The organism is Fictibacillus enclensis (genome assembly GCF_030123385.1).
GTDB classification, from domain to species: Bacteria; Bacillota; Bacilli; order Bacillales; family Fictibacillaceae; genus Fictibacillus_C; species Fictibacillus_C enclensis.
Genome location: NZ_CP126109.1, coordinates 3,443,087 through 3,460,044 on the forward strand (window position 1 = coordinate 3,443,087; position 16,958 = coordinate 3,460,044).

Consider the following 16,958-nt stretch of genomic DNA (forward strand, 5'->3'; position numbering starts at 1 on the left):
TTCCACAAAACAGTAAGATCGCTTAATCCCCATGAGTGGGGAGCGGGGAATTTTGTTTCTACAACAAACATTCACTGGAAAAGCGGGTACTGCACCCCCAGTCCCTTTTAACCTCGTATGCATGTGGAAAGAGATGGTTTCTTCATGAGAAGCCCTCTTCTACCCGTTGTTTTCTGATTTTTTCCCATTCCCGAATTTTTCTTACTATTTATTACAAATGAATGAAACCAACATCCAGAGCGGGCCTGCATTATGATGAAATGTCTTATGCCCACTGCAAATTCAAGCGTTTTCAATTCTATTCCAGACGAAACACTAGACTTTAGGAGGTTGGTAAAAAACATGAGTATGAATGCACCAAAACAACCAAATACAGGTGACGGACAGCAGGTAAGCCGCAAAAGCAGCAAACCGCCGTTTTGGAACCCCTTAACGGTCGCCGTTATCGGATTTATTGTCTTTTCATTAATCACACTTGGTTATTCCTTATTTGCCAAGAAAACCATCTATTGGCCAGGCTTGTTCATCATGCTTGGACTGTACTGCCTGTTTTATTACATTGGCGCCAAAGCCGTGGAAAAACGCAAAGGAAAAACGGACGACATGCTGGTCGCCGGCCGGTCAATGCCGCTTTGGCTGTCAATGTTTACCATGACTGCAACATGGGTGGGCGGAGGCTATATTGCCGGGACCGCAGAAACCGTTTATTCCGATGGTATTGTCTGGACGCAAGCGCCATGGGCTTATGCCATCAGCCTGATCCTAGGCGGCATCTTCTTCGCCCGTAAAATGCGAAGAATGGAATTCATGACAATGCTGGATCCTTTGGAGTCACGATTTGGTAAGAAGATGGCTGGATTACTTTATATCCCTGCCCTTCTAGGAGAGTTATTCTGGAGCGCCGCCATTTTAACAGCTCTTGGTACAACGTTTGGTGTTATTTTGGGCTTAAGTTTTACAGTTTCCATCATTTTCTCGGCGATTGTCGCCATCGCGTATACCGTTGTAGGAGGACTATGGGCGATTGCTCATACAGATGTGCTGCAAATCACCATTATGTTTGCAGGACTTCTCCTTGTGTTGCCTTTTGCATTTTCACACGTGGGAGGTTTCCATGAAGCCTTCAGTAACTATTCGGGAAATATGAAAGGTGCCACAAGCATGTTCCCGCCGCTCACCGGCTGGGATGATCCGGAGTGGGGCAACAAGTATTGGTATTGGTGGGACTATGCACTGCTACTGATCTTTGGAGGAATTCCATGGCAAATTTATTTTCAGCGGGTTCTTTCGGCCAAGAACGAAAATGTTGCGATGTGGCTGTCCATCTCTGCTGGAGTGCTTTGTGCTCTCGCAGCGATTCCTCCGACATTGATCGGAATTGCCGGATATAATGCAGACTGGGCTTCACTGGGTGTTGCTAAACCCGAGAATGCTTCACTGATCCTGACCTATGTATTTAAATACATGACCCCGGAAATCGTTGGAGCGATTGCACTGGGCGGTCTGGCAGCAGCAGTTCTTGCAGCCGTTGCTGCTTCATTCCTGTCCGCTTCAGGTATGGCTTCATGGAACGTTTACCGTCCGTTAACCAAAAAGAAAGTGACGCCACAGCAGCTGCAAAAAGTCATTCGCCGCTGTGTAATCATCATCGGTGTTGGGGCCACATTGATTGCTTTGAATACGAAAAGCGTTTATTCACTCTGGTATTTATCAAGCGACATGGTCTATTGCATCCTTTTCCCGCAATTGACCTGTGCACTCTATTACAAATGGGCCAATAAATATGGATCTATAGCAGGCTTCTTGGTAGCCATTATTTTAAGGTTCGGAGGAGGGGAGCCTGTGCTGAATATACCAGCATTTATTCCTTATCCAATGGTCGAGAATGGAATCATCTACTTTCCATTCCGTACGACCTCGATGCTTGCCGGGCTCATCACCATTCTTGTCGTGTCTTATCTGACACGCCATAAATGCCCGCCGCTCCCTCTTACCAACGTAAGAAGAAATAAACAAGAAACGGTTAAATAAGAGTTAAAAGACCGGGAACGTCTCCCCGGTCTTTTTTTTAGAACCATGATATTCCTATCATTTTTCATTACATAAAAAGCCGCAGGAGTACTTGACCATGCGGCTTTTGGCATTATGAAATTGAAGCAAAAGTAATGACCCAATGGCTATTAACTTTTTCAAATCCAAGTGTTATACTATACTCCCCATATAAATCGCTTTTGTTATGTTGAACAAGATGATACGATGATTCACTTAACTTCTTCAACTCAAAGTTTTGGCCTTTTTCCACCCATGGAGGAAGATCAGTGGGAACAACGTATAGCTTTCCTTTTTTCTCTTCAAACAGTCCATTTACATAATCACTTGCCATTTGTTTAGAGGCAACACGCCTTACATCCTTGATCAGTTCTGATTTGCTTGAATAATCTTTTACTCTATACTGGCTGTCTGTTTTGGTTTGCAGTTTATTTATGAATTCCTGGGATAATTGCAAAGCCTTCGCTTTCGTCAATGACACTTCCTCAGCCTGAGCACTTTGTTCCGCGAACGAGGTCTCTTTCATCACCGAAGATTCTTTTAACGGACTTGGAGAAGCAAATATAGCCAACATTACTATTAAAAAACTGGTTGCATAATATCTCAAATCTGTTCACCACCCTGAATTTTTTAATAAAAATGTTACGTTAGATAAACTATTCCTTTAATGAAAGACAAGGAAACCTCTTTTTTTGTTTTCGTTCCATTCTTTACTCCTAAAATACTTCATATATCCGCGATTCCCTGCAAGAAGGATCAGATTCATAAAAAATACGACTATAGTTATAGTCGTCTAGTTATGCGTGTATTATCCGGCTTTCCGGCTTCGTCCCAAACGGCCGGTTCCTCTTTTACCTACTTCATATAAACCGGTGGCCGCAAGTCCTGCAAGCCCGCCCGACCAAACGCGAAAATCTGCTGTCATATCAGTGAATGGATAGGCAAAAAGCCCAATGAATATTCCAATGAAAAAGCTGATTAATGGAATGAATCTTTTCCGAATAGGGAAAGTACGTTTTAACAGCTGTACGAGACTCGTTACCAGAGGCGTTAAAAGTGAGGCAAACGTCACAATTTGTTCCATTCCTCATCCTCCTTTGCTTTTCCATCTTCTGTTATTCAGTTTAAAGCATATACGTTATAGTTCAACTTCCATTTGCAAATCCCTTCTATTTTAATAAAAACGAAATGACCCGTACCATTAATAACTTGCTGCATAAACTAAATTTGCTGGAACAGATTGACTTTCCAGTAGATTGTGCATACTAAAGCTAGAAAAAGAGAAACAATGCATAACAGGAGTGAAACGCATGAGAAGAGAAGATGATTTGTATTTAATTATGCTGGAATCGAATGAAATGACGTGGTGGGAATATGCGAGAAAAGTGTCACCAAACGTCCGGCCCAAACAGTACAAAACCTATTGGTCTTTTCTAAAAAATAAAGGCAAGCTTCCGAAACGGCTAGTAAAAGAAGCCGAGTGGAGGATGGAAGCGCGCCGCAAAGGATTACTGGATTCATAAAAAAATAACCCCTCTTTTTAAAAGGGGTTATTTTAGTTAATAGCCTGTTTTATGTAAAACCATAAGCAAATCATTCAATTTCTTCACCCGGTCATCTTCCGCTTCTTTTAAACCCAGTTCAATTTCCATCAATTCGGACTGAACCAACTCTTTCGCATATTTTTGCGTTAACGTAAGATCCGCCAGCAGCAATTTGTCAGCAACGCTAAGACTCATAAGAAATCCCTCCCTTTGTTTATTATAAAGGGAGAAAGTTCGCAGCAGAATGCCTAAAATTCTGGTAATTTTCTGAGCAACGTTATAGGCTCACATTGTCCTGCGCCTGCATCGAGTTCCATTCTCGTTCCAGTTCGGATAATGTAAACTCCTGCAGCAACCGCTGTTCTTGCATCATAAATCCATGGTGAAGCAACTTCTGGATAAGAAACTGTTTTCTGCTTTCAACCGCCCTGCGCAATTGTCCTTGAGGAACATTCATTGTTTAGAGTGATCCTTTCTTTTTTATCTACAGTTCTCTCCAGTTTTCGTGAGTTTCATTCCTATACCGATTTGGCCACAGAATTGCTCCACTCTTCCAAAACGGCAGGCGGAGCACTCCAGCATAGCCAGGAAACCATGGTTTTCAGTCCCGATTTGCTTACATACCAATATTCATAGCGTCGTTTCGAAAGGTTTTCATAGATGCCCGTTTTTTTAACTTTTCCATCCATCGTTATTCGCCTCCCGTCTTTACACTAAACAATTCTACTTTGCTCGCTGACTTCCTTCCTTGGTCTATTAAAAATTTTACAGATATAATTATCCAGGAACTCGGGTATAGAAGAGAAGAATGATATTGGAGGAAAACAATGAACGAATTATTTGAATACCCAACCCTTCAACTTGCCCGAAAGCTGTTGGGTATGGAACTTGTCCATGAAACAGAGGAAGGGCTGACATCTGGATTTATCGTCGAAGCCGAAGCCTATCTGGGACCGGAAGACCGGGCTGCCCATTCGTATGGGGGCAGACGAACACCCCGTACAGAAATCATGTATGCAGAAGCCGGCCATGTGTACGTTTATTTTATTTATGGCATGCATACGTGTTTTAACATCGTATCAGGTCCCCTTCATAAGCCTGAAGCCATTTTAATCCGCGCACTTGAGCCAAAAGAAGGCATCCCTCTGATGATGGAGCGCCGCAACATGGCAGTTTCGTTAATGGACAATGGTGCCTGGAACCTTAAGGAATTAAAAAAACTGGCCGACGGGCCCGGAAAATTGTGCAAAGCCATGGGCATTACACTTGAAGACTATGGGGTAAAACTCAATTCCGAGCATCTTTATTTACGAGAATATAGAGACGTCCCAGAACAAGACATTGTATCGGGACCAAGGATTGGTGTGGATTATGCCGGCGAAGCAGCACTGTATCCCTACAGATTTTGGGTCAAGGATAATCTCTACGTATCAAAATAAGAGCACCCCATCAGGAGTGCTCTTTCATCATTCTCTCTTCGAATAACAGGTCCTCATCGTGTTCTTCTTCAGGGTCAAAAGGATCCGTTAACTTTTCATTCAAACAGGCAAGGACAATGCCATCCAGCTGTGTAAAAGAACGGATGCGCTTGTTCATCCACAGATGAACAATAATAAACCAGACAACCACAAACAACACGGTTTTCACTGTGCTTTCCTGGGAAAAAGCAAGGTTATTGATCTTCAGGATGTCCATGGCAAAGCTGGTAAACAGACCAATTAAAATCCCCACAGCATAACCGATCGGTTTGCCGCCCTTCAGCGTCCTTATATTCGTCCGCAAATAGGTATGGAACAATCTCAATTCTGTTCTTCTCATTTGTAAAAAAAGGCTTCGCATAAAACGCAAATTGGGAAGCAGGCCTCTGGAGATATCCCGTTTCATCGTCGTTTGAAAAAATAGATCAAGGTCAGCAGGTGCGCCCAGGCTGTTTTTTAACTTTCGGTGCACAAAATTATGATAATAATAGTATCGAATACTAAACTCAATGAGTTTCACCAGTACCATACCCACTACAATGGCACTGACAAACTGCACCCAAAAGTTTTGGAAAACAGCTTCTGCCAGCACGCCCAATGCAAAATATCCGGCTGCAGCTTTTGCCCATAGCAGTTTACTTACTAATACGATTAATTGCCACAATTGATCCATGCCAACTTCCTCCTGACAAAAGCATTTCTATTTCTCATGATATCACCTTTTTTGGTGAAAAAGGCAATATTTTACGATTTCACGGAAAATTAACAAGAAAAAAATGACGCCCAAACCATTCAGGGCTTGGGCGCCATCCTCTTTTTTAGATGTTAATTATACACTTGCACTGACGGATGACGGGCGATCCGCATGTTTTTCTTCTGTCTTCGCAACCATCACTGCACATGCCGCATCGCCTGTTATGTTTACTGAAGTACGAAGCATATCAAGCAACCGGTCCACACCGAGAATAAGCGCAATTCCTTCTACCGGAAGTCCAACAGATTGAAGAACCATCGCTAGCATAATCAATCCTACTCCTGGAACGCCAGCGGTTCCGACTGAAGCAAGAACGGCTGTTAAAATGACTGTCAACATTTCACCAATCGTTAAGCTATGGTTAAACACCTGTGCGATGAAGATTGTGGCAACACCCTGCATGATGGCTGTTCCATCCATATTAATGGTGGCTCCGAGCGGCTGTACAAAGCCGCTGATCGGCTCCGGAACATCCAGGTTTTCCTGAGCAGTTTTCATGGAAATTGGAAGTGTTGCATTCGAGCTTGATGTACTAAAGCCAAGAGCCATGGCCGGCGCAAAGCCTTTAAAGAACCAGATTGGGCTTTTTCTTGCAATCAGAGCAACCGTTCCTCCGTAAGTTACAATGGAGTGAATCAACAATACAGCAACAACCACAATCATGTAGAGTGCCATCGCTTTCAGCGCGCCAAGCCCATAGTTGCCGACCGCAGAAGCGATCAATGCAAAGGCACCGTATGGAGCAACTTTCATGACGAGATTAACCAGATACATCATAATCTCATTTCCCTGCTCCACCAAGTTCAAAATACCTTTTGTTTTACTGCCAAGCATGGTAAGTGCAAATCCTACAAACACAGAGAATGCAATGATCTGCAGCATATTTCCATCCGTCATGGCAGCAACCGGGTTTTCCGGAACAATGCCCATCAGGGTTTCCGTTACCGGAGGTGCTTTTTCTGCTTTAAATTCAAGGCCCTGGGTCTGGAAGCCTCCGCCTGCACCCGGTTTAACAATCAAGGAAACAGCCATGGCAATTACAATCGCAATCGTGGTGGTGGCTAGAAAATAGATGATAGTCTTCGCACCAATTCTCCCCAGTTTCTTTGGATCTCCCAATCCTGCTGTTCCAAGAACGATAGAAAAGAAAACAATTGGTACGACCAGCATCTTAATGAGCTTCAAAAAGATTTGTCCAACGGGCGTCAAAACATACTTATCGAGTCCTCCGAACGCATCTGGAAATGCCAGGTTGAGAACTAAACCTACAATAACCCCTAACACGAGACCGATAATAATTTTAACCGATAATTTCATTTCATCTCCCCCATATCTCTAATATGTCTGAAAGAATGGTATAAAATTACACTCTTTCAAGAAATTTATCCCAAATAAAAACCCACGAAAAGAGCGAGACTTCTCGTGGGCAGACTAGTGGTTTAATTTGCACAAACGTATCACTCTCCAAAACGCTTCCGGGGTTAGCTGTCGGATTAGGCAACGAGATATATGCCTTCTAAATTATAGTTAGATTCACCCCTAGGCTTATGAAAGCCATTTGATTGGTTCCCCCGGTTTCTGTGCCCAGAAACTCAGCGATTGTACTTTATTCGGTTACTACTATAGTATCAATGTTACAAAAATTTTGTCAAGTTCCCTGAGAAACCTTAAACATTATCAATGTAATTTATTCAATAGATAACCCCACCAGCTTTTTGGATTAGGACGAAATATATAAAGAATAGACAGAAATTCCTAAATAGGAGGCATATAAGAAATGAGAATTGTTTTTTTTGAAAAAGGAGATCTCAGTATTATCGTTGGTTCTTCACGATTAAAGGGTGAGTTGACGATAGAGCAAATTAAAAATGAGAGTGAAAAGAAAGCAAAAGAACTTAGCCAGTTGCTTGGCCGGGAGATCGGTTTCATGATCGACATGAACGGCAAGCTTGAAAATGATATTAAACGCTAGGTCCATAAAATAAATGTAAAAAACCGGACTGCTTCTGCTGCCCGGTTTTCTTATGGTCATCTGATCTTCAGTTCTCCAATTACCCGCTGGGCAATCAGGTAATATCCCCGGGGATTTGGATGGATGGCATCCGAGAAATATTCCCCCTTCGGAATCCCGTTAAATAACTCATACGTGGAAATATAAGTAGAATTAGGGGTTTTTTCGCTGATTTCCTGAATGGATATATTCCATTTCTTAATCACCTGTGCCGAAACCGCATCATAAAAGTTTTCGGTATAAGGGTTATACAGCCCTAAAATATAAATATGAGCCCTTTTGTTTTGCTGGCGCAGTTTCTTGGTAATCTTCTCAAGGTTGCTGTACAGCATTTTTTGGCCGATGGCCATTTCCTGCTGATTGATGTTTCTGAAGTTCCAGCCTGCGGTTTTTCTGTAATCATTCGTCCCAATAAATAAAAAGATATAATTGGCCTGACGGACGGACCGTGATACCATCCCGTTGCTGAGCTGTTTATACAGCTGATCCGACCTTTGCCCGCTGATCCCGTAATTATTGAGAACGACAGGACGCTTAAGCTCTTTCTGCATTCCTTGTCTCACCAGACCGATGTAGCCTTTTCGTTTCGGATCTCCACGACCGTATGTCAGTGAATCCCCCAAAGCCACAATCCGGATCTGTTTAGGCCGGGGTTCCTTCCCTTGAACCTGAGGAGATTTTCGATGTTCGCTCCCCTGGTCACCACTATATTCTTTTACGAAATAAAATATAAAAAACAATGCTGTCACTAATACAACAGCACCAAGTAGGTATATGACCTTTTTTCGGTTACCCAAAAAAATCCTCCTCTTTCTGCGTGACCCTAGATGTCAAAATTGCTTGTTGTCTCTCTGAGTTCCCTTTTGCTTATCCATTAAAACAGCATACCGGGATATTATCAAGTTTTACTATTATAACGCAAATAGAAGAAGTTAGCACTTTGGATCCATAAAAAAAACCCCTATTTCAAGGAGTCTTCTTCATCGATTAAGCGGTAGTCTTCGGCAGTATAATGACGGTCTTCCCACAGGTTTTCCAAATCATAATCACCTGTATCCCTCCGCACAAATGAACCAATCAGTCCAGCTGTACCCACCAGGACCAAAGCCACGGGCAGGAGTACAATGACCAGCGCCCCCATAACCACTCTCCTTTTCCTTTTTCACATGTATATGAATCACAGAAAGCAGTTATGTAGCAGTGAAACTCAAAAAAAAGAGAAGAGAGAAATCAATTCTCTCTTCTCCAGGTGATCCAATCGTTCACCTCAAGCATTTCTATAAATTTGGCCAGCCTTGGAACAACCGGTGAAGCCTTTTCTCCAAATTCAGCCTCAAGATTCGCGCTGATCTCATCGATGGTTTTTATGCCATCGATTTGTTTTGAAACAAAGGCACCAAGCTCATCGAGTTTGACTGGAAAAAAGGAGGGCTGTTTAAGAAAACGGATGGACAGCCGTTCAATCGGATTTGTTCTTGGAATCATCAAGTAAACAAATCCGTCCTTGCGATTTTCCATATGAATACCTTGTTTGAACTGAGGCACCATCGTTAAAAGGTTTTGGTCACTCCTTTTTTTTGATCCAAAAAGACCCATTATTTTAACTTGTCCGCTTTCGTCCGGGTGGAGAACCAATAAAGCAGCCAGCAGACAAACAGAAAAATCAGGAATGGAATCAACCGGTTATCTGTGAGCGGTGTTTCCGGGATGCTTACGTTAAAGAAGATAAGCACAGCGATGAGCACCCCAAGCAAGGATTCCCCTGCAATGAGTCCCGAAGCAAACAATACACCTCTATCGGCGCGTGCCTGTCGCTCTTCTTTTGTTTTCGCAGTGACATCAACCAGCCAGCGAACCGCGCCACCAAACATAACTGGCGCTGAAATATGAACCGGCAGATACAAACCAACTGCCACAACGAGTGAATTCAACCCAAGAAACTCAATAACAATCGCAATGGCTGCACCAATAAATATCAGGCTCCATGGCAGATCACCGCCAAAGATCCCTTGAACGAGCACTTTCATAATGGCCGCTTTAGGAGCAGGAAGCTGCTGCGAACCCATGCCATATGATTTATCGAGGACAATTAGAATAATACCAATGACAAGACCTGAAGCAATAACACCGATCATCATGGCAACCTGCTGTTTCCAAGGTGTACCTCCGACAAGGTGACCTGTTTTTAAATCCTGTGAAATATCACCGGCCACGGCAAGCGCTGTACAAACAATGGCTGCCACTGTTAATGCAGCTTTCATGCCATCCAGGCCGGTCAGGCCGGTTACTTTATATACGAGAGTTACAATCAACAAGGTAGCGATCGTCATTCCCGAAACCGGAGAGGATGAACTCCCGACAATACCCACGATTCGGGAAGCGACAGCAACAAACAGGAAGCCGAAGATGGCAATGGCAATCGCACCAATAAACCCAACGTTTGTCACCGGTGCTGCACCAATAATAATAACGAGGGCAACGACGCCTAAAATAACATAGCGGAATGGCATATCTTTATCGGTACGCTGAATTCCTCCGCCAACCGAACCATCAGACAGTCCCTTCATGGTCTTGGCAGCCGTGGAAATCAATGTTGGCATCGTTTTTAGCAGCGTAATCAATCCGGCTACTGCCACGGCGCCTGCGCCGATATACTTGATATAGCTATCCCAGATTCCCCAGGCATCCAGCTTGCCGATCGGATCTTCTGCAGGAAATATAGCCGTTGTGCTGTCTGCACCAAAAAATGCGATGGCAGGAATCAATACAATCCACGCCAGCAAACCGCCAGCAAGCATCTGTCCGGCAATTCGCGGCCCGATAATATAACCCACACCGAGCAGGGCAGGGAATATATCCATACCAACCACTGTATTCTTAAGTTTGCCCACTTGCGTTTCAATTTCTGTTTTAAAGAGCATAAAGCCGTCTCCCAAAACTTTTACAAGACCGCCGAACAAGAATCCGATGGCCACTGTCTTTGCATTGGCTCCGCCCTTTTCACCGGACTTCAGAACTTCGGCACACGCCGTTCCTTCCGGGTAAGGCAAATTTCCATGCTCTTTGACAATCAACATCTGACGCAATGGGACCATCATAAAGACGCCGAGCAGCCCACCGGTAAGTACAATAAATATAATAACCGTCTGTGATAAATCAATATCCAGAAGAAAGAAGGCCGGAAGCGTAAATACAGCTCCAGCTCCAATCGCTTCTCCCGCTGTTGTCATCGTCTGTACGATATTGTTTTCAAGAATCGAATCCCTTCGGAAGATCCCTCTCAATACCCCCATGGATATGACCGCCGCAGGAATGGAAGCGGAAACTGTCAAACCTACTTTAAGTCCCAAATACGCGTTTGCCGCACCAAAAACAATCGCCAGAATGATACCAAAAATGATAGCAACCGCAGTTAACTCCGGCAATGATCGTGATGAGGGAATGTAGGGAACAAAGGATGAGGACTTTTCTTGTTTGTTGTCCATCATTAACACCGCCTAATCATCAGAAATTTTGAACAAAGACCATTATACCATAATTCGACAAAAACCGAGTTTTCCAAATGTTTCTTCTATTTTCAGTCAACTATTTAAAGGTTCCCTATTCTATTGAGAACTTATCCACTTTTTGAAAAAAATGAAGCGATCGTTTCGTTGTGATAGTGAAGAATGTTTATAAACAGCCACAGAGGGAACGTTATATATGTGTACAGTAGGAGGGATAAACCATGAAAGATGAACAAAAGAATCAAAATCAAAAAGGCAATGAAAAGACCAAAGAGAACATTGAGGACGTTTTTGAACAGGGAGCAATCGAACAACGAGAAACTTTCGATACCGAATCCCAGAAAGAAAAAGACCAGAAGCAAAAAAATAAAGAATAACAAAAAGAAGGGGCAGCCATTGAGCTGCCCCTTATTTTGATGAAAAAAAACAAAACCTGCAGGCACCCTGCAGGTCATGATACTTCTTTTATGTATGTTGGGACGAATTTCAACAGGATTGAGATGATACTGTTATACTGCTCCGGTGACACATGTATACCATCCTTAGCGATCAGTTCTTCTTTTAGCCTCACAATGCAATCCAATTCTTCTACCGTTGCTTCAGTAGCCATATAATCAATAGTGTTAATTAATTCCAGAAGCTGGTTGTTTTTGTTCGTAATAAAATACGTGGATTCCAACTAGATCACCCCCTCCACTTTATTATCAGAGATATGAGGTCATTTTCCTATAAAAACATTTCGTCAAATGCCGACATATCTTACTTTTTCTGGTTTTACGCAACTTTATCCCTATTTCTTCTGTCGGTTTCTGTCGGTTTTCTCAACGTATTTTCCTATATCAGAAGAATGTTTGGAAAGCTAAAGTTTTATAAATATAATGCCCGAAAATCCTAAAAGTTATCCAAATAAATTGGACAAAGATGCAAACGGGGAGGATGACTTGTCTTCTTCTTCATCCTTTGATTGATAGACAAGCTTTTCCGGTTCAAAAATTTTGGATTCCAGGTAGGAGCGGGGATTTTTTTCAAGCTTTATATCCTTATGAATGGCCAGAAAGATTTTTGCGGTGTTCATCGCGTCATCCAGCGCTCTGTGCTGGGAACCTTCCAGTGAGATTTGCAGCTTATTCAGCGCCCGTGAAAGCCCGTACCGGAAACCTTTATCGCTTTCATGAAGAAGGCTGAACAAAAACTGAAGGTCATTGTGATTGATGATCCAGTCAATAGAGGTTTTATGGTAAGTGGAATCTGTAATCAGTGCCCATTTGTCTTCCGGACCCCATGAACACAAATAATACTCCTTTTTCCCGATCCAATCCCTGAAGTCTTTGATGACCGAAGTAAACGGCTGCGCACTGATCAAATCCTTTTTTGTAATCCCGGTCAGATTGGTAATGCGCGTATTCAAACTATCCATCTTGGGCTGAACAAAAGATTGAAAGGTATCCAAAACCACCAATTCACTATTTATCCATCCCAAACGCACTGCCCCAATTTCAATGATTTCCGACAGCCGGTTTGTCATTTCCAGATCATACACAATATACTCCATCTTCTTCACTCCATCTCATTCTTCTTGCCTGCTCTGCCTGTCCTTTACCTTTAATTTTAGTAAATTTTCGAATGTATTGGAATGATATCGTCATTCATTTCTACCGTTTCTTTGATTTGTATTTTTTATTGTATGTGTAAAAAGAAGATTATTGCCTATACACCAAAGAAAATCAGTGGTTGGCAGGCTGAATTCCTTCGTTTATACTATTCAGAAATAAATAATTATTCAAAAACGGATAATAGAAGGCGGTTAGTCATGAGTTTATCGTCATGGAATGAAAATGAGGCCATTCTCCATTCCCTTCAGGATGATATTTTAGTCACCAATGTGGATGGGACCATATTGAAGGTTAGTGAGGCCACCGGCAAAATTTACGGAGTTACTTCTGAAAGTCTGCTCGGCAAATCGGTCTATCAGCTTGCGGCAGAAGGATTGTTTACACCCATCGCAACACCGATGGTTTTAAAGGAAAAGAAAAAAATTACGTTTGTTCAAACGACGAATAAAGGAAAAAAGCTGCTAGTGACCGGGATCCCTGTTTTGAACGAGAAGGGCGAAATCTTTCGGGTAGTGAGTTATTCGCATGACGTGACAGAGCTGTTGGAGCTTCGCAAATTTCTGCAAACAATGGAAGGAGAAATGGAGCGGGTCAAAAGTGAACTCGACCTCCTGCGAAGCCTCCAGCTTTATGACAGCGGAATTATTGCCAACAGTGCCGGGATGAAGAATGTTTTGACCACTTCGCTGCAAGTGGCGGACGTGGATGTGAATGTTCTTCTTCTCGGTGAATCGGGAGTCGGGAAATCACTGATCGCACGATTTATCCATAACAAAAGCGCAAGAAACCAAGGGCCTTTTATCGAAGTCAATTGCGGGGCGATTCCGGAATCTCTATTTGAAGCAGAGTTTTTCGGCTACGAGGCCGGAGCGTTTACCGGTGCCAGCCGCAAAGGCAAGCTCGGTCTTGCTGAATTGGCTGATGGTGGCACTCTTTTTCTTGATGAGATCGGCGAACTCCCCCTGGCCCACCAGGTCAAGGTTTTGAAATGCATTCAGGAAAAAAAGTTTTATAGAGTCGGTGGAACAAAGCCGATTTCAGTTGACTTCCGGCTGATTTCTGCAACCAATAAAGACCTGGAAAATGCCATTGAAGAAAAGGCGTTCCGGGAGGATCTTTATTTTCGGCTGAATGTGGTGCCACTGACCATTCCACCATTGCGCCAAAGAACAGAAGACATTATTCCCTTGATCCACTATATTCTGGAGGTGCTGCAGGAGAAATACAAACGAGAAAAACGGCTGGATGAAGCAGTCATTCATCACCTGCTTCAATATGACTGGAAAGGCAACGTTCGAGAGCTCCTTAATCTTATGGAACGCCTCGTGGTCATCTCCCCCACCTCACTCATCACAACTGAACATCTGCCAGACTATATCAAAGAATCCTATCCTTCCCCCGTTACCCCTGCTCCTCTATCAAAGCCGTTAAAAGAAGTTATAGAGAATGTGGAAAAACAAATGATTCAGGAAGCCAGAGATCAATACAAAACGACCACCCAAATGGCCCATGCACTCGGCATCAGCCAGCCATCAGTCGTTCGAAAAATGCAGAAATATGAGATTTCATGAGGAAGTTGGCACAAAACTTGCAAGATAAAAGAACAAGACTGCAAGTTTCCTCTTAAGACCTATCACATAAGGAGGTACGTTTTGTGCCAAACGAACTCAATGAATTGATGAATGAACTGTCCGATCTGCTGGCTCCGACGATGGCAAAGGACCATCCGAACCTTCCTGTCGTCAAGGAGGAAGGCTGTTACTACTATGGACTGGACGGAAAAACGTATTTGGATTTCACATCCGGCATCGCCACAGCGAACACAGGCCACCGGCATCCCAAAGTGGTGGAGGCAATTAAAAAGGGCGCCGACGAGCTCATGCATGGTCCTTCCGGTGTCATTATGTATGAATCGATTCTGAAGCTCGCCAAAGAGCTCACAACGGTTTTGCCGCAAGGACTTGATTGCTTCTTTTTCGCCAACAGCGGAACAGAAGCGATTGAAGGAGCGATCAAACTGGCCAAGCATGTGACCCGCCGGCCCTATGTGGTTTCCTTTACCGGCTGTTTTCACGGCCGAAGCCTCGGTGCGCTGAGTGTCACTACTTCTAAAGCGAAGTACAGGAAGTTTTTGCAGCCGAATGGTCTTACCTATCAGGTTCCTTACGCGTCAGTTGAAGGTTGCCCTGAAGGCATTGATCCTGGTGAATATGCCGCAAGCAAACTTGAAAAAGATCTGAACACTCTATTTAAACATCAGGTAACCCCTGAAGAAGTGGCATGCATGATTGTTGAACCGGTGCTCGGAGAGGGCGGTTATATTGTTCCTCCAGCCGAGTGGCTGAAAAAGATGCGTGAAATTTGCAGCGAACATGGCATCCTGCTCATTTTTGACGAAGTGCAGACTGGTTTTGGACGCACGGGGGAATGGTTTGCTGCGCAGACCTTCGGTGTTACTCCTGATATCATGGCGGTCGCCAAAGGGATCGCTTCCGGTCTCCCGCTGAGCGCAACCGTTGCTTCCAAAGAGCTGATGAAGCAGTGGCCGCTCGGCAGCCATGGCACCACGTTTGGCGGCAACCCGATCGCCTGTGCGGCAGGACTTGCAACCCTTGAAGTTTTAAAGGAAGAAAAGCTCGTGGAAAACGCAAAAGCGATGGGCAGTTATGCCACGACCCGCCTGCTGGAGATGAAGGAGCGGTATGCCTCTGTAGGCAGCATCCGTTCGATCGGACTTATGATCGGTATTGAAATTGTGGATCCGGTAACGGGTGACTCTAACGGAGAAGGTGTCATCAACATTCTGAACAAAAGCCTTGAAAAAGGAGTGCTGTTTTATCTGTGCGGAAACGAAGGCGAAGTGATCCGTATGATCCCTCCGCTTACCGTAAACAAAGAACAGATTGATGAAGGGCTCTCCTTGCTTGAGGCTTCTATCGCCGAGTATGAAGCAGAGATTCAGGTACCATGTAAACTTCAAAAGGTATAGAAAGGAGCAAATAAGATGTATAAACCAAAAGATTCTTCCGCTTCACCCCGCTTTTGCGGTGTGAAGACCTTCATGAGACTGGAGCACATCCAAACCACTGAGAACGTGGATTTCGCCGTACTTGGAGTGCCTTTTGATACCGGTGCCTCCAACCGTACAGGCCAGCGGCTTGGCCCGCAGCACATCCGGAACTTCTCTTCCCTTCTCCGTCCCTATAATCCCGATCAAGACATCAACATTTTTGATTACTGCAGCGGGATTGATTATGGGGACGTGGATGTCGTGCCAGGAAACATACATCGCACCTACAGTAATATGGAAGAGTTTTTACAGCCTCTTCTGTCCTCCGGAATCACCCCAGTCATTATGGGAGGAGACCATTCCATTTCACTCGGAAATCTGAGGGCGTTCGCCAAGGAATACGGACCGGTTTCTCTCGTTCATTTTGACTCCCACAGCGATACGTGGGACCATTATTTCGGTGAAAAGTATACCCATGGCACTCCGTTCCGCCGGGCTGTGGAAGAAGGACTGATCGATACAGAGCATTCCATCCAAATCGGTATGCGGGGGCCGCTTTACGGAAAAGAGGACATCCAGGATGCCCGTGACCTCGGGTTTGAGGTACTTACGATGCGTGATGTACGCCAGCTCGGCTATGAGGCGGTCGTTCGAAAAATTCATGAGCGAGCCGGGGACAAGCCTGTGTTCGTTTCCTTTGACATTGATTTTGTGGATCCTGCCTATGCACCCGGTACCGGTACACCTGAAGCGGCAGGACCAACGAGTCATGAAGCACTGGAGCTGGTGAGACACCTGGACGGGCTCAATGTCGTTGGCTTTGACCTTGTGGAAGTACTGCCCACCTATGACAGCGGTGAAATTACCGCCATGCTGGCAAGCTCGGTCATGTTTGAAATGATTACCCTGGTCGCTTTAAAGAAAGCAAGAACGCATTCAGCCATTGAACAAACACAGCTTTAATTATTCATAAATGAATAAAGGGAGGGTTTT

21 protein-coding genes and 1 riboswitch are annotated in these 16,958 nt (G+C 44.1%); of the genes, 8 read left to right on the forward strand and 13 right to left on the reverse strand.

Annotated features, from left to right (window positions below):
* Nucleotides 1-348 precede the first annotated feature (348 nt).
* Nucleotides 349-2,031, forward strand: coding sequence for a high affinity choline transporter 1 (locus tag QNH15_RS18030; RefSeq protein WP_430667172.1), 1,683 nt, complete (start codon nt 349-351; stop codon nt 2,029-2,031).
* A gap of 112 nt (nt 2,032-2,143) precedes the next feature.
* Here the strand turns inward: QNH15_RS18030 and QNH15_RS18035 are convergent, their stop codons facing one another.
* Together QNH15_RS18035 and QNH15_RS18040 are read right to left on the reverse strand one after the other, a co-directional pair.
* Nucleotides 2,144-2,656 carry a hypothetical protein gene (locus QNH15_RS18035; RefSeq protein WP_283889572.1) on the reverse strand — a complete coding sequence of 171 codons (513 nt, stop codon included), beginning with the start codon at nt 2,654-2,656 and terminating at the stop codon, nt 2,144-2,146.
* Nucleotides 2,657-2,857: 201 nt separating this feature from the next.
* Nucleotides 2,858-3,133 (reverse strand): holin, encoded by a 276-nt coding sequence (locus QNH15_RS18040; protein WP_283889573.1) that lies wholly within the window; start codon nt 3,131-3,133, stop codon nt 2,858-2,860.
* Between the two features lie 226 nt (nt 3,134-3,359).
* On the opposite strand from QNH15_RS18040, the gene QNH15_RS18045 reads away from it, so the two are divergent.
* Nucleotides 3,360-3,572 (forward strand): hypothetical protein, encoded by a 213-nt coding sequence (locus QNH15_RS18045; RefSeq protein ID WP_061972413.1) that lies wholly within the window; start codon nt 3,360-3,362, stop codon nt 3,570-3,572.
* Between the two features lie 36 nt (nt 3,573-3,608).
* Here the strand turns inward: QNH15_RS18045 and abbA are convergent, their stop codons facing one another.
* From abbA to QNH15_RS18060, 3 genes are all read right to left on the reverse strand, one after another.
* Nucleotides 3,609-3,788, reverse strand: a complete 180-nt coding sequence (gene abbA, locus QNH15_RS18050) for an antirepressor AbbA (RefSeq protein WP_090235104.1) — start codon at nt 3,786-3,788, stop codon at nt 3,609-3,611.
* A gap of 82 nt (nt 3,789-3,870) precedes the next feature.
* Nucleotides 3,871-4,050 (reverse strand): Fur-regulated basic protein FbpA, encoded by a 180-nt coding sequence (locus tag QNH15_RS18055; RefSeq protein ID WP_090235106.1) that lies wholly within the window; start codon nt 4,048-4,050, stop codon nt 3,871-3,873.
* Nucleotides 4,051-4,111: 61 nt separating this feature from the next.
* Nucleotides 4,112-4,282, reverse strand: a complete 171-nt coding sequence (locus QNH15_RS18060) for a hypothetical protein (protein WP_156412583.1) — start codon at nt 4,280-4,282, stop codon at nt 4,112-4,114.
* 138 nt (nt 4,283-4,420) lie between these two features.
* Between QNH15_RS18060 and QNH15_RS18065 the strand changes: the two genes are divergently transcribed.
* Nucleotides 4,421-5,032, forward strand: coding sequence for a DNA-3-methyladenine glycosylase (locus QNH15_RS18065; protein WP_283889574.1), 612 nt, complete (start codon nt 4,421-4,423; stop codon nt 5,030-5,032).
* Nucleotides 5,033-5,042: 10 nt separating this feature from the next.
* On the opposite strand, the gene QNH15_RS18070 is transcribed toward QNH15_RS18065, so the two are convergent.
* Nucleotides 5,043-5,744 (reverse strand): hypothetical protein, encoded by a 702-nt coding sequence (locus tag QNH15_RS18070; RefSeq protein WP_061972409.1) that lies wholly within the window; start codon nt 5,742-5,744, stop codon nt 5,043-5,045.
* Nucleotides 5,745-5,900: 156 nt separating this feature from the next.
* The gene (locus QNH15_RS18075) at nt 5,901-7,142 is read right to left on the reverse strand and encodes a dicarboxylate/amino acid:cation symporter (protein ID WP_283889575.1); all 1,242 of its coding nucleotides are present in this window, start codon (nt 7,140-7,142) and stop codon (nt 5,901-5,903) included.
* Nucleotides 7,143-7,280: 138 nt separating this feature from the next.
* A riboswitch (cyclic di-AMP (ydaO/yuaA leader) is annotated at nt 7,281-7,433 on the reverse strand.
* A gap of 169 nt (nt 7,434-7,602) precedes the next feature.
* On the opposite strand from QNH15_RS18075, the gene QNH15_RS18080 reads away from it, so the two are divergent.
* Complete coding sequence (locus QNH15_RS18080; RefSeq protein WP_053357472.1) at nt 7,603-7,797, forward strand: hypothetical protein; 195 nt, start codon at nt 7,603-7,605, stop codon at nt 7,795-7,797.
* A gap of 56 nt (nt 7,798-7,853) precedes the next feature.
* Here QNH15_RS18080 and QNH15_RS18085 read toward each other — a convergent pair whose 3' ends face one another.
* From QNH15_RS18085 to QNH15_RS18100, 4 genes are all read right to left on the reverse strand, one after another.
* The gene (locus tag QNH15_RS18085; protein WP_283889576.1) at nt 7,854-8,633 is read right to left on the reverse strand and encodes a GDSL-type esterase/lipase family protein; all 780 of its coding nucleotides are present in this window, start codon (nt 8,631-8,633) and stop codon (nt 7,854-7,856) included.
* A 164-nt stretch (nt 8,634-8,797) separates the two neighbouring features.
* Nucleotides 8,798-8,977, reverse strand: coding sequence for a hypothetical protein (locus QNH15_RS18090; protein ID WP_061972406.1), 180 nt, complete (start codon nt 8,975-8,977; stop codon nt 8,798-8,800).
* Between the two features lie 89 nt (nt 8,978-9,066).
* The gene (locus QNH15_RS18095; protein WP_283889577.1) at nt 9,067-9,354 is read right to left on the reverse strand and encodes a PqqD family protein; all 288 of its coding nucleotides are present in this window, start codon (nt 9,352-9,354) and stop codon (nt 9,067-9,069) included.
* A gap of 77 nt (nt 9,355-9,431) precedes the next feature.
* Nucleotides 9,432-11,321 carry an OPT family oligopeptide transporter gene (locus QNH15_RS18100; RefSeq protein ID WP_283895639.1) on the reverse strand — a complete coding sequence of 630 codons (1,890 nt, stop codon included), beginning with the start codon at nt 11,319-11,321 and terminating at the stop codon, nt 9,432-9,434.
* 242 nt (nt 11,322-11,563) lie between these two features.
* Between QNH15_RS18100 and QNH15_RS18105 the strand changes: the two genes are divergently transcribed.
* Nucleotides 11,564-11,719, forward strand: a complete 156-nt coding sequence (locus QNH15_RS18105; RefSeq protein ID WP_283889578.1) for a hypothetical protein — start codon at nt 11,564-11,566, stop codon at nt 11,717-11,719.
* Nucleotides 11,720-11,793: 74 nt separating this feature from the next.
* Here QNH15_RS18105 and QNH15_RS18110 read toward each other — a convergent pair whose 3' ends face one another.
* Both QNH15_RS18110 and QNH15_RS18115 read right to left on the reverse strand, forming a co-directional pair.
* The gene (locus tag QNH15_RS18110) at nt 11,794-12,021 is read right to left on the reverse strand and encodes a hypothetical protein (RefSeq protein WP_090235120.1); all 228 of its coding nucleotides are present in this window, start codon (nt 12,019-12,021) and stop codon (nt 11,794-11,796) included.
* Between the two features lie 219 nt (nt 12,022-12,240).
* The gene (locus tag QNH15_RS18115) at nt 12,241-12,894 is read right to left on the reverse strand and encodes a 3'-5' exonuclease (RefSeq protein ID WP_283889579.1); all 654 of its coding nucleotides are present in this window, start codon (nt 12,892-12,894) and stop codon (nt 12,241-12,243) included.
* Between the two features lie 258 nt (nt 12,895-13,152).
* On the opposite strand from QNH15_RS18115, the gene QNH15_RS18120 reads away from it, so the two are divergent.
* The 3 genes from QNH15_RS18120 to speB all read left to right on the forward strand — a co-directional run bounded on the left by QNH15_RS18120 (nt 13,153) and on the right by speB (nt 16,928).
* A complete protein-coding gene (locus tag QNH15_RS18120; protein ID WP_283889580.1) occupies nt 13,153-14,526 on the forward strand; it encodes a sigma-54 interaction domain-containing protein in 1,374 nt (457 codons plus the stop codon).
* A 107-nt stretch (nt 14,527-14,633) separates the two neighbouring features.
* Entirely contained in the window at nt 14,634-15,944 is a 1,311-nt protein-coding gene (locus tag QNH15_RS18125) for an aspartate aminotransferase family protein (RefSeq protein ID WP_430667173.1), read from the forward strand.
* Between the two features lie 15 nt (nt 15,945-15,959).
* Complete coding sequence (speB, locus tag QNH15_RS18130; RefSeq protein WP_283889582.1) at nt 15,960-16,928, forward strand: agmatinase; 969 nt, start codon at nt 15,960-15,962, stop codon at nt 16,926-16,928.
* Nucleotides 16,929-16,958: the final 30 nt, after the last annotated feature.

Excerpts from the sequence above, each read along its gene's own strand:
- QNH15_RS18030 (WP_430667172.1), top strand. The coding sequence starts at position 349 with ATGAATGCACCAAAACAACCAAATACAGGTGACGGACAGCAGGTAAGC.
- QNH15_RS18040 (WP_283889573.1), bottom strand. The coding sequence starts at position 3,133 with ATGGAACAAATTGTGACGTTTGCCTCACTTTTAACGCCTCTGGTAACG.
- QNH15_RS18045 (WP_061972413.1), top strand. The coding sequence starts at position 3,360 with ATGAGAAGAGAAGATGATTTGTATTTAATTATGCTGGAATCGAATGAA.
- abbA (WP_090235104.1), bottom strand. The coding sequence starts at position 3,788 with ATGAGTCTTAGCGTTGCTGACAAATTGCTGCTGGCGGATCTTACGTTA.
- QNH15_RS18055 (WP_090235106.1), bottom strand. The coding sequence starts at position 4,050 with ATGAATGTTCCTCAAGGACAATTGCGCAGGGCGGTTGAAAGCAGAAAA.
- QNH15_RS18060 (WP_156412583.1), bottom strand. The coding sequence starts at position 4,282 with ATGGATGGAAAAGTTAAAAAAACGGGCATCTATGAAAACCTTTCGAAA.
- QNH15_RS18065 (WP_283889574.1), top strand. The coding sequence starts at position 4,421 with ATGAACGAATTATTTGAATACCCAACCCTTCAACTTGCCCGAAAGCTG.
- QNH15_RS18070 (WP_061972409.1), bottom strand. The coding sequence starts at position 5,744 with ATGGATCAATTGTGGCAATTAATCGTATTAGTAAGTAAACTGCTATGG.
- QNH15_RS18075 (WP_283889575.1), bottom strand. The coding sequence starts at position 7,142 with ATGAAATTATCGGTTAAAATTATTATCGGTCTCGTGTTAGGGGTTATT.
- QNH15_RS18080 (WP_053357472.1), top strand. The coding sequence starts at position 7,603 with ATGAGAATTGTTTTTTTTGAAAAAGGAGATCTCAGTATTATCGTTGGT.
- QNH15_RS18090 (WP_061972406.1), bottom strand. The coding sequence starts at position 8,977 with ATGGGGGCGCTGGTCATTGTACTCCTGCCCGTGGCTTTGGTCCTGGTG.
- QNH15_RS18095 (WP_283889577.1), bottom strand. The coding sequence starts at position 9,354 with ATGGAAAATCGCAAGGACGGATTTGTTTACTTGATGATTCCAAGAACA.
- QNH15_RS18100 (WP_283895639.1), bottom strand. The coding sequence starts at position 11,321 with ATGGACAACAAACAAGAAAAGTCCTCATCCTTTGTTCCCTACATTCCC.
- QNH15_RS18105 (WP_283889578.1), top strand. The coding sequence starts at position 11,564 with ATGAAAGATGAACAAAAGAATCAAAATCAAAAAGGCAATGAAAAGACC.
- QNH15_RS18115 (WP_283889579.1), bottom strand. The coding sequence starts at position 12,894 with ATGGAGTATATTGTGTATGATCTGGAAATGACAAACCGGCTGTCGGAA.
- QNH15_RS18120 (WP_283889580.1), top strand. The coding sequence starts at position 13,153 with ATGAGTTTATCGTCATGGAATGAAAATGAGGCCATTCTCCATTCCCTT.
- QNH15_RS18125 (WP_430667173.1), top strand. The coding sequence starts at position 14,634 with ATGAATGAACTGTCCGATCTGCTGGCTCCGACGATGGCAAAGGACCAT.
- speB (WP_283889582.1), top strand. The coding sequence starts at position 15,960 with ATGTATAAACCAAAAGATTCTTCCGCTTCACCCCGCTTTTGCGGTGTG.